Origin of the sequence: Streptomyces sp. FIT100, from assembly GCF_024584805.1 — a bacterium.
Taxonomy (GTDB): Bacteria; Actinomycetota; Actinomycetes; order Streptomycetales; family Streptomycetaceae; genus Streptomyces.
In genome coordinates this window covers 7,883,183-7,894,689 of sequence record NZ_CP075715.1, presented here as the reverse complement: position 1 = coordinate 7,894,689, position 11,507 = coordinate 7,883,183, and the positions used below count along the sequence as shown (strand labels likewise).

Here is an 11,507-nt window from a genome sequence, read left to right as displayed (position 1 = left end):
TCGGGCGGCGCGCGGTCACCGGTGAGGGCAGACGGGCGGACGGGGCAGAGCAGAGCCCCTCAGCGCAGAGATGCGGGGCCATTGCCCGCGGGGTGCCGTACGGCGACGCCGCTCACGTCTACCGCCGGCATGGACTCACAGGACGACCAGCAGGGCACCGGAGCCGGTCCACCGCGCCGGAAGGCCGCAAGGCGCTCAACGGGTGCGGGAAAGGGTGACAGACCGGGGCATGCAGCAATGAGGCCGTCTTCCGCGAGGACGTGCGTCGAGCCCGCGCATCACGTCACAGGCGCGGCCACACCCCCGGACCACCCCGGCGGGGTGGGCCTCTGGACGAGCGGCACGCACTGTCCGGCACACCCGGGCATGCCCGGCACACCCCGGCCGCGGTGTGCCGGGCGGCCGGGGCGTGCCGGTCGGTTGGGGTGTGCCGGGGCGTGCCGGGCGTCACCTGCCGCCGCAGCCGGGAACCGGCCTGTCAGCAAGAGGAACCCTCCCCCTCCCCCGGAGGGTCTTGTCTATGAGGATCCGCGTCCGCGGTAGGGGCAGCGGCCCGGGACGGCGGCAGCCGGCGTGCGTGCCTTTCGGTCACCGGGGCAGGGTGTGAGTCGTTCTCGTGCGCGCGCCGGGCCGCTCGGGCCGCAGGTCTGCCTCTGGGCCGCTCTCCGATAGGCAGGAGGGATTCCCTCGACCGGGCAGTTCTGGCACGTGCCCGAGGGGGCCTGCTGTTCGCAGCCGCGGAAGCGAGATGTTCCGGATCCTTGGTGGTGGGCCCGGCGGGTTGGATGGACGGGTCGGCGGACACAAGAGCGATGCATCTGTGGTGGATACCTTATGCGTCGGGCAGCGGCTGAGCATCCATGGCCGATCGGGCAGCTCAGCCGGCTGCTGGAGAATCGGAGTCGGCCTGCACGGCCTCTCCAGGGACACGTACGACGTCGCGAGGCTCACACCTCACCGCCCGCATACGCGCATTACGGCAAGCATTGGCAGGAGCGGCGAAACCAGCGGCTGAAGCGCTGCTCGCCTCGAACGGCAATACGTGCAGGTCTGCGACTCCCTGTCAGGTCAAAAGACTTCGGCTACGGGAAGGCCATCACATTCGTGATGCCGATTTCAACCGCCAACTCCCGCCGCCTTGCACCGCAGTAATCGGCCGCAACCCGTGTGCACATCACGGCATACAGCCGGTGCTGCCATGAAGCCCCCACGGCAGAGCGAGCGGAGGAATGCGCAGTTATCGCACCGGATTCCCTCCGATGGAGTCCCCGCCCGGAAGCAGCCGCCCTCAAACCGGCCCCGCCACCCGGGACGGGAAGGCGGCAAACCAACTGGGCCCACTCGAAAAGCCCTTAGCCCTTCGCATCTTTTGCCCGACCGCCAAGCGACTGATTCCGCAAGAGCGGTAGCCGCACAGCGGCACACGGATTCATCCCGGCGAGAGTCAACGTCCACGGCCGCCGGGGATTCCAAGGAGCCGCGCCGGTACAACGAGACCCCGCGCCCGGCAAAAAGAGGGGGCAGCATGCACTGCACCGACCCCACATCCTGCTGCGGAGGTCTCCGGCATCCGCGCCCGAGCAGGCCCGCACCCGAAGGCCACCCGGCCACCCGGCCACCCGGGCGAGCGGGCGCCCGGGCGAGCGGGCGCCCGGGCGCCCGGGCGCCCAGCATCCGAAGCCTGCATCCGCCACACCTTCCCCCCCACACGCGCCGAGCATTCAGCGCGGTTCGCGCAGCGCGCCCCGTGTCATCACGTCCGAAAAGCCAGCGGCACGAGGGCCTCTTCGGGCCGGCCCGCACCCGGGCGGGACCGCCGCCCCACCCACCAAACCTGCCCGATTTAAATAGCTATGAGCTTCTTGACAATAATTTCGACGGAATGTAACGATCGGTTGGCGCGTCGCCCTCACGGTCCGTCAGCTCGGACGCGACGCGCTCCGGTGCCGGCCCGTCCGTCTCCCCGGGCCACGGCCGGCGATGTGACGCGTGCGGCTTCTCCCGGCGCGGCACTCATCCCGTTCCCCGCCGCTCGCCGGCGGGGAACGGGCGTTCCCCGTTCCCTGCCAAGGAGTTCTGCCGTGTTCACCTCACCCCTGTTCTCCCGCCTGAGGCGCCGTCTGCGCCCGGCCACGGCCGCTGTCGCCCTCGCCTGCGCCGTGAGCGCCCTCACCGGCACGGGCACCGCACACGCGACGCCAGAGCACGTCTGGGAGGATCTCGCCGCCTGCGAAAGCAGCGGCAACTGGCGCGCCCGTACCGGCAACGGCTTCTACGGAGGGCTGCAGTTCACCCCGTCGACGTGGCGGGAACACGGAGGCACCCGCTTCGCCGCCCGCGCCGACCTGGCATCGCCCGCCGAGCAGATCTCGGTCGCCAAGCGCGTACTGCGCCGCCAGGGCTGGGGCGCCTGGCCCGTGTGCTCACGCCGTCTGGCCCCCAAAGCCCGCGCGGCCGCCCGGCACCCCGTGCCGGCCGTCCCCCACACCCCGGCCGCCCGCGGAACCTACCGCGTACAGCCCGGCGACACCCTGCACCACGTCGCCACCACCCACCGCGCACCAGGAGGATGGCGCGCCCTCTACACCATCAACCGCGGCGTCATCGGGCACCCCGACATGATCTACCCCGGCCAGATCCTGCGGCTGAGGTGACCCCGCACGCCGAACCGGACGCCCACCTGCCCCTCAGAGGGTGCTCCTTCGCCCCTCCCCCACGGCAAAGACCGCGCGCCGCACGCCGATCCGATCACCCACCACCCCAAACGCCTCCCAGGGCACGGCAGCGGACAAGGAATGTCTGCGGCTACGGTGTCTCCCGCATCGCCCGCACGCACCACAACCCGGCAGTGAAAGCGCTCAGGAAGCCGAACAACCGCTCGCCAAAACCAAAGGCCCCACAGGGCAGCGCCGGCGAGGACGAGCGCGAGCAGATCCGCGATCGGCCGCGCGAAGGCCGGCATCCACCCACGGACACAGCCGCCACGGCAACTCCCCCCCCCCAAGGCCGCCCGCAACAGCACCGCCGCCGAGACTCCCGCGGCACACGCGGACGTAGCCCATGAACCACCCCGGCACCCGCGGCAACCCCGCCCCTGCGCGCGACACCCGGACCACTGACGGCAACACACAGACCACGAACAAAGACACCGCCCGGAACCCCTGCCCGCTCAGACTCCAGACCCCGGCAGAGCCGCACACCTGAGCCATGGAACCCACGACCAAGCCCACCACGCCCGGGAAACAACACCAACAACACCCCGCCCACGCCCGCGCATGGCACGGGCGACATGCGCGACCACAGCCGCGACCTTCACCTCACCCCTGGCCCGGCCAGCACACACACCAGCGATCCAACACAGAGCCTCACCGGAACGGACCACTGGAAAAAACAGGGCCCTCCAACAACCCTCCCGCCGCCGCCCGGACCACCACCAGCCCCACGGCGGACAGCCCACCCGACACCCCGACAGGGAAAAACCGGCAAGAAAAAACGGCAGGGAAGACCAGCAGGGAAGACCAGCAGGGAAGACCGGCAGGGGGAGACCAGCGGGGGAAGACACCCACACCACCGACACCGTGCACCCCCTCCCCCCTCCCCCCTCCCCCTCCCCTCGCACAGGGCTCGCGCGGCACCGGCCATCACACCGGCACGGACCCACCACCGTTGACGTACTCCCCGCCCCAAGAGCGGCATCTCATTTGGCGTGGGTGAGGCTCGCTGCGACGAGTAGGGCAAGCTGGCGCAAGCGTTGGCAGTACCGGGTTCCTGCAGGATCGGTGATCTCGGGGATGACTCGATCCAGGTCCTCGATGCAGCTCTGCAGGATGCGGCAGCGTTCTGGGTCGAGAGTGCCACCGTTGTTCAGCCACGTAAGAACGCAGCCAGCGGTGTCCGCGTCGAGCATCACCATGTCCGTGCCCCCGAACGTGGCACCTCGTAGGCCGGCCGGGAAGGGGGCGTGAAGGTGTTCGTGCCAGAGAGGTGCTGCATTCTGAACCTGTGCGGATGATCTGCTCACTCGCACCATGTTGCTGCAATCAGCGGTGGAACCAGGTGCCCGTTCACGTGTTTCAGACGGCGGTAACAGATGAGGTTCAGGCGATGCTGGTGAAGGCGAGGAAGTGCCCGGCCTTGCGCTCATAGCGGCCGTGGAGGCGACGGCAGCCGGCCAGCCAGCCAGGCCAGCCAGGCCATGGTGCGCACGATGGTCCAGCGGTGCCGACCCAGCCGGGTGGACAACTCGATGCCCTTGCGGGCGATGCGGTGCGTGATGCCGCGCCCTCGTAACCATCGCCGCAGGTGGTCGTAGTCGCAGCCTTTGTCGCCGTGCAGCTTTCCGGGCCTGCGTCGCCGCCGACCGCGGCGGGAGCGGATCAGCGGTATGCCCTTCACCAGCGGGACCAGGGCCCGGCTGTCGTGCAGATTCGCCCCGGAGATTCCGACGGACAGGGACAGACCGGTTCGCTCGGTGATCAAATGGATCTTTGAGCCGTACTCGCCCCGGTCGACAGGATACGGGCCTGCCAGGTCCCCCCTTTTCAGGGCCCTCACGTTCACCGAGTCGATCGCGCAGCGGAACCAGTCCAACGCGCCACGGGATCCGAGCTCGTCGAGGACCAGGCGGTGGAGCTTGGCCCAGACCCTGGCCTTCGTCCACTCAGCAAAACAGCGGTGAGCCGTCGCTCCCGATGGCCCGACCGACGCGGACGGCAACTGCTGCCACGTACAACCCGACGTGGCCACGAACACGATCGCCACCAGCACCTCCCGGTCGCCATGCCGGCGCCGACCACCGCCCTGAGGCCGCGAAGGCGCCTCAAACACCACCCGCTGGAACAACTCCCACAACTCATCCGGCACCAGCCGCTCAACGATCCCCACCACGACCGACGGCCTACCGAGACAACCAAATGAGATGACGTCCAAAGGACGGGGATTCCGGCCTGGGTCGTCTGACCCTTCCTGCCACTTCCTGCTTCATCGCGCTGTGCCGGGACTTTCGTCCTGGTCTTACCTGCGCTCTGCGAGGCGTTCAGCCTGTCCGCCCATCCGGCGGAGTTCACCGGCCGGACCAACCCGGCCATCATGCACCGGCACCTGTGGTCGCCCTCGTACTTCGCTGCGCCCTGCGGCGGCGCACCGCTGGCGATCATCCACCAGTACACCGAGCAGCAGAACGTCCGCTGTGACCTGCAGGTCACAGCAGTCCTGAGATGCATTCACCCCCGGCCCGAAGGCCGGGGCCCTCTGCAAGAGTCTCGGTAAGGGGGCCCGGCTCACGCCCTGCCCGGGACGGGCAGCCCCTCCCCTCCCCCGTGCCCACACCTCGCGGCCCCTCACGACCCCACAGCCCACTGGCGGCTCCACGGTCCACTGGCGGCTCCACGACAAGGCGCACAACCCCGAGGCCGGCATGACCACCTCTGCCCAAAACACGGTCCCCCAGGAGATGCCACCAGCCCCAACAACACCCGCACACCGCCGGCCAGGAGCTGGGCCACCGGCCCTCGCACAGACCCGAACCACGGATACATCGAACGACGCCGCGCAACAGCCGGGTAGAGACGACCACACCACACGCATGAGCACCCACAACAGGATCCACACCCCCCGGCCGGCAAGCAAGGAGCGCCCACCAGACCGCCGTCACCCCGGCCAGGGAACAAGGCATCCGGCAAGCGGCCACCCCACAACAATCACCGAGGACACAAGCCACCCGGCCCACAACGCCCCCAGCAGACCAACGCCGAAGAAGCACACGCCCCCCCCAGCACACCAGCCACAACGCCACCCCACCCACACCCCGCACAGACCCGGCCACACGAACCACCGGGACACCCCCGACCCGATAACACCACCCCCCGAAGCATCCGGCCAACGCCCTAAGGACACCCCGCAGCCGAGCAAGGACACGCCTGCGACAACGCGGCCACTGTGTCACCGCGCCAACACCGGGTGCCGGAACCCGCGCCAGTGCCGGGTACCGGGGCCGGGGCAGCGCGTGCGGCCGCAGGCGGATGTTGGTGCCGGTGCCGGAAACCGGGGCGGCGCGTGCGGCCGCAGGCGGGTGTTGTGCGGGTGCGGGTGCGGGTGCGGGTGCGGGTGTTGGTGTTGGTGAGGAGATGCGCCAGGCGCTGCCGGCGAGTTCACCGCCGGCCGGCCGCGCCTGGTCCCTGCGCGGGTACTGCCGGTGCACGGCACGGCGCGGCCGGGGCGGCCGGGGCAGGCCGTGAGCCCGTCACCACGCAGGCCCGTCCCCTGCCCCTGCCCCTGCCCTGTGAGGGCGGGCGCTGCGCCGGCCCGGCCACACGTCACGACAACCAGGCCCGCAACCCCACACCGCCCGCAGGGTTGCGGGCACCGCGCCACGGCGGCGGCGTCCAGCCTTCCAGCAGGACGTCGTCAACCGCGTAGACCACGATCGCGATCGGACGGCAGCCCTCAACCGCATCATGTGCGTACGGACCCCACATGGGCACAGACATGTCCCCGCCGGGACAAGTGGACAGCGCACACAGCAGATCGAGTTCGGCGAAAAACTCGAAGAAGTCACCAGGACGAGCCGGACACTCCCTCGCAACGTACTGATCCTGCTGGTTCAGGCCGGTCCGGTGGAAAACACCGAGGGCATCGTGCACATCGGACTCGGTGAGACCGTACGGCTCAATCGCGCGCACCAGATTCCCGTGACAGTGATCCTCCACAGCCCGGCCGGCAAGCAGACGGCTGACGCACGGGTCACAATGAGTGCCAAGCAGATCATGCACACGCCCGCCATCACCGTCGAACCCGGCGAGCGTGTCCCTGGTAACCGTCAGCAAAGGACGCAGAAAAGGAAGGCAGGACCACAAACGATCATACGTACTCACATGAGCACGCTGAAGCTGACGCGTACGAGCCGCCCAGAAATACTCACCCGCGTCATGCCGGTTCCACACATTGAAGTCACCCACCTGCGGACCGTCCACCGTGACAATCCGACACAAATGACCAGCAGGAACCTCCCAGGCCCGGCCGGAACGCGCCGGAACAACAAAACTGTTCACGATCCTCCTGGCACCAGGCGTCACCGAAATCCGGTCATACAGCCCCCTGTCCACATCGAGCGTGCCCCCCTCGGAAACCTGACAAGCGGGTTCGACAACAGGCATCGTGCGGCCCCTATCCCAGAAGAACTGACAAACAAGCTGCGTACAAACACTCACCAACACAAAGAGCCAGCGGCAGACACCCACCACACAGGCCAAAACACAGAACATGCGCAGCACTCCTACAGCCAGCAGGAGACGGCAGCGGACCCTCACCGCACAGGCCAGGACACAGGACATGTACGGACTCCTGCAGACGGCAGAGGACCCGGTAGCAGCCGTTCACCGCGCCACCCGGCACCAGCACCACCCGGCACCGGCACCAGCACCAGCACCAGCACCAGCACCAGCACCAGCACCAGCACCAGCAAGAAAACCCGGCCCACCTCCACCAGGTACACGGCCCAGCACACAACCACGGCGCGGAAGCACGGCACACAAGCACAGCGAGAGGGCGCACCCTAAAAACCGGCCGAACAGACCGGCGCGGACCGCCGACCGCGGCCCGGCGGAACATCCGCTCACACTGACTCAGAACGCACCTTTTCGAGCCCGCGCCGAGATCGACCTCGCGGCCTGCATGCCGTCGGCGCGTGGGGCGGCGGCGAGCAGGCGCAGGACGTCATCGGCCTGAGACCGTGCTCCCCACACGCAGCGCCACACACCCCTTCCCACTGACCGAAGTCACCGATCAGCGAGAAAGGCACAGTCGCGCCTATCGCGCAGGGCACGGTACGAGACCGAACAACCCAACCATGCGCACAGCAACCCACATCCGCACGCCCACGCCCACGCCCGGCCACGCCCACCGGCCTCAAGACCCGGCCACACCGACCAGCCTCAAGGCCCAGCCACGATGACCGGCTTGACGGTACGGCCACGCCCACCGGCCTCAAGGCCCGCCCAGACTCGGCGGCTTGAGGGCCAGCCCACGCCGGACCGCCTCAAGACCGAGCCACACTAGGCGGCTTGACGGTTAGCCCACGCCGGGCTGCCTGAAGACCCAGCCACATTAAGCGCCTTGACGGTCCGGCCTCGCTGGGCGGCTTGACGGTCCGGCCTCGCTGGGCGGCTTGACGGTCCGGCCTCGCTGGGCGGCTTGACGGTCCGGCCTCGCCGGCCGGGGCCGGTGCGGTGCGCGGCCTGGGCCCGGTGGCCCCGGCTCTGCAGGCCGCCCGACCGGGGGCCGCCCGAACAGGCCGGCACACATCAACTGGTCTCCGTGGGACCGGACTTGTTCTGCGTGGGCACGACCAGGGAGAGAGAGGTGCCGCCACCGCTCGGAGCCGGCCCCAGGCAAGCACTCGAACACTCACCAGGGGAAATCCGGTCAATGACAAAAGCACCGTGCGTCAAGGAAGAAGGACTGTCCTGGAGCACACTGGTGGAAACCTTACGCAGAACCTCCGCATGAGTGACCAGCGCCTTGCGCGTACGGTCATCCCCCGGATCCGTCAAAAGAACACGAGCAGCCGCGTTCAGCGCACGCAACCGCGGCTCCTGCGCCTCACGCTGAGCACGCGGCAGACAACGCCACGCACAATTACCCATAGCCACAAGACGCCACAGAGGACTCACACCCACAGCAGCACCGTAGAACCGCAGCCCATACCGCCCCACCAACCGGTAAGAAGCAACCAGACACAGAACAAGAACCGTGTCGAAACCCAGCCAGAACTGGGTCAACCAGCTACGACCCGACACCTGAACCGCCAACGCCGCAACACCCGCACCACCCACACCGAAAACCAGCGAACCCGCCAGCGTGAAACAGACGGCCGCCGCAGCAAACCCCACACGCTCCTCACTGTCCCAAGACACCAGCCCCTTCCAGTGAGGCGCCAGATAGCGGGCCACATAAGCCGCTCTCGGCGCGGGCTCAGCAACAACAATTCCCCTCGCCCAACTCACCGCCACGGACAATCACACCTTCCACCATCGAAGAAACACAATCCCCCCGACACAAGCCCCCCCCCGAGCACCGAAATCCAGGACCACCAGCCCGAGTCCGGCGCACAGTTCGCAAGCCGCGGGTGGTGATGACGGGAGAGGTGAAACCGCCGGCGCCGCCAATGCCCGCCCGATAGATCACGAGCACCGCCTCGGCGCCTACCCCCACACCCGCAAGGCAAGGGACAACCACCGAACCCAGCCCACCAGCCACCAGCCACCAGCCACCAGCCACCAGCCAGGACATACCAGCCGACACCGCTGCCCCCACCCGCCCCACACCACACCGCCAGCCCGCCCGGCTCCCCCGAGCCGTGACCCGAACAGCCACCCGCCCGGCCCCCCGGACCGTGACCCGATGCCGTCGAGGCACCCAGTCACGGCCCGGGCGACCGGCCGCACCCGCCCTTCACAGCGACAACACCCAGACAGGCAAGCCCCCAGCCAGTGCTGTGACCGGAAAGGCTTTACCGAGTCACTCGCAGCGTCCCGTGCAGTGCATCGCAAAGCGGAGGACCGCCCCCGTACCAGCCGCACTCGCGCGACAGCCTGCCGATGATCTCCTCGCGGTACTTCGTCTTGAGAGCTCCGACAACACCGCGAAGTGCCGAACCGGGCGTCGCGAGCCGCTGAACCCTTCCGGTCACACCACTACAAGCCCGGCCCGCGGCAGGAATCCGCCGGATTCCCACCCCCAACCGGCCCCCGCGCACCAGCAACAGACGAACTCCCCTCCACCGGACAAGGCCGCCCCCGCCCCGGCCCCGCCACCTCCCCCGCATCACGCCCACCACCGACCCCCGACACCACGCCCGACACCGCCGCGCCCTGCCCACGACCACCCGCCACAGCCCCCGCATACGCCACAGACCACGACGACGACACAGACGAAGACGAAGACGAAGACGAGGACGAGGACGAGGACGACGGAGACCAGGACGGAGACGAAGGCGAAGGCGAAGACGGGGGCGAGGACGGGGGCGAGGACGGGGGCGAGGACGGGGGCGAGGACGGGGACGGGCAGCCAGGCGCCCCCGGCCACGCCCGACGCCCCGGCGCATCCGACCGGACGCTCACCGCAACGGCCTGACCGTTGCCCGCGCGAGCGATATCCGCGCGCACCGGCACCCGACAAGGTCTGCCGACCGGACGCCACTGCGACGTCAGACGCGAACCGACAACGGGCCCCCCGGCCACACCCGCAGACCCGGCACCCGGCGCGCCGAAAACACCGCCCTCACGCCCAGCACCCAGCGCGCCGAAGACGCCCTGCAGCCCGGCACCCGGCGCGCCGAAGACACCGCCCTCGCGCCCGGCACCGGGCGCGCCGAAGGCGCCGGGTGCAGACGCGCTCCCCCCGCCGCCGTGCTCACAGGAAGATGGCGGACCCGACCGCCCGGCGGCATACGCCTGGCCCGACGGCAGCGCCGCCGCCAGACCCGCAAGAGCAGCCGTCATCGCCACAGAAAGCAGCACGCGACGAACGGGCAGAAGGTTTCGTCCTGAAGAAGACATGCACACATCCAGTACTCGAGGAGAGGTCGTCTTGTGTCATGAACAGCCGCACACAAAGCAGCCGCCCACACGCAGCAAAACCCGGCGAACAAACCCAAAGGCCCTGACCACCACGGCACATCCGGAACACACCGAACTGGCCGGACCATCCACCGGTATCGCGTTCAGGGACACTATTCACCAGCACACGACCGGTTATCACACCCCCCGTCACAGTAATCCCCACAATCCGCGGCGAAAGTAATCACCATCACCGAAAAACCCCGCGACAACCCCACACCACAACCCCCACCAACCCGCACCCAAAGTCATCAACCAACACACGACCAACAGAATGACCACGACACCCCAGCTATCCGCAGCGGGTTATCAACCAACCCCCACACACAACCACCAGGCCAGATCCAGCCGACGGCCCTCCCCGCCCCCAACCACCACCCAAATCCCACAACACACCGAACCAACCACGGTGAAGACGAAGACGAAGGGGAAAGGAGCCACACCCCACACCCACCACCCCACCCCCCTCACGCAAGGAAACCCCGGAAAAGAACCCCGGACAGGACAGCCCTCAACACCACCCCACCCGACACCCCGACACCCCGACCCCACCGGTACAAGCCGAAACAGAACCAACCCCCACCCACACCCCCACCACCACCAACGAAACCCCACCGACCACAGCAGACACCGCACGACGCCCATCAGACACCGGCCGCTAGACGGCGTCACAGTTGGCGAGAAAAATGAGTATGCGTACTCACTCCGCCCGGCTGGGGTAGCGGCAGACTCAGGCCATGCAGCGGCCTTCAGTCTGGGTAGATCTCGGGGGTGCGGTCGTCCTTCCGCCAATGTCGGCCATGCTCGTCTTCTGGCTCGGATGGAATGCAATGCTCTCGGGTAACGACTTCGGAACCCCCGGCCACCTCACTGCCCACACTGCGCGCCGCG

The 11,507-nt window shown here is 68.6% G+C and carries 6 protein-coding genes and 1 pseudogene; 2 read left to right on the top strand and 5 right to left on the bottom strand.

The genetic code is table 11. The features are described from left to right. Window positions 1-2,081 precede the first annotated feature (2,081 nt). Window positions 2,082-2,654, top strand: coding sequence for a transglycosylase family protein (locus KK483_RS35405; RefSeq protein WP_313879506.1), 573 nt, complete (start codon window positions 2,082-2,084; stop codon window positions 2,652-2,654). Window positions 2,655-3,697: 1,043 nt separating this feature from the next. Here KK483_RS35405 and KK483_RS34970 read toward each other — a convergent pair. Continuing rightward, entirely contained in the window at window positions 3,698-3,913 is a 216-nt protein-coding gene (locus KK483_RS34970) for a hypothetical protein (protein ID WP_262009231.1), read from the bottom strand. A gap of 104 nt (window positions 3,914-4,017) precedes the next feature. Continuing rightward, window positions 4,018-4,887 (bottom strand): annotated as a pseudogene (locus tag KK483_RS34965) (IS5 family transposase). Window positions 4,888-5,088: 201 nt separating this feature from the next. Here KK483_RS34965 and KK483_RS35620 point away from each other — a divergent pair. After that, entirely contained in the window at window positions 5,089-5,268 is a 180-nt protein-coding gene (locus KK483_RS35620) for a transposase (protein ID WP_262009230.1), read from the top strand. 1,046 nt (window positions 5,269-6,314) lie between these two features. Here KK483_RS35620 and KK483_RS34955 read toward each other — a convergent pair. The 3 genes from KK483_RS34955 to KK483_RS34945 all read right to left on the bottom strand — a co-directional run bounded on the left by KK483_RS34955 (window position 6,315) and on the right by KK483_RS34945 (window position 10,083). Continuing rightward, entirely contained in the window at window positions 6,315-7,262 is a 948-nt protein-coding gene (locus tag KK483_RS34955) for a DUF1989 domain-containing protein (RefSeq protein WP_262009229.1), read from the bottom strand. A 1,038-nt stretch (window positions 7,263-8,300) separates the two neighbouring features. Beyond that, window positions 8,301-8,948 carry a hypothetical protein gene (locus KK483_RS34950; RefSeq protein WP_262009228.1) on the bottom strand — a complete coding sequence of 216 codons (648 nt, stop codon included), beginning with the start codon at window positions 8,946-8,948 and terminating at the stop codon, window positions 8,301-8,303. Between the two features lie 874 nt (window positions 8,949-9,822). Further along, window positions 9,823-10,083, bottom strand: a complete 261-nt coding sequence (locus tag KK483_RS34945; RefSeq protein ID WP_262009227.1) for a hypothetical protein — start codon at window positions 10,081-10,083, stop codon at window positions 9,823-9,825. Between the last annotated feature and the right edge of the window lie 1,424 nt (window positions 10,084-11,507).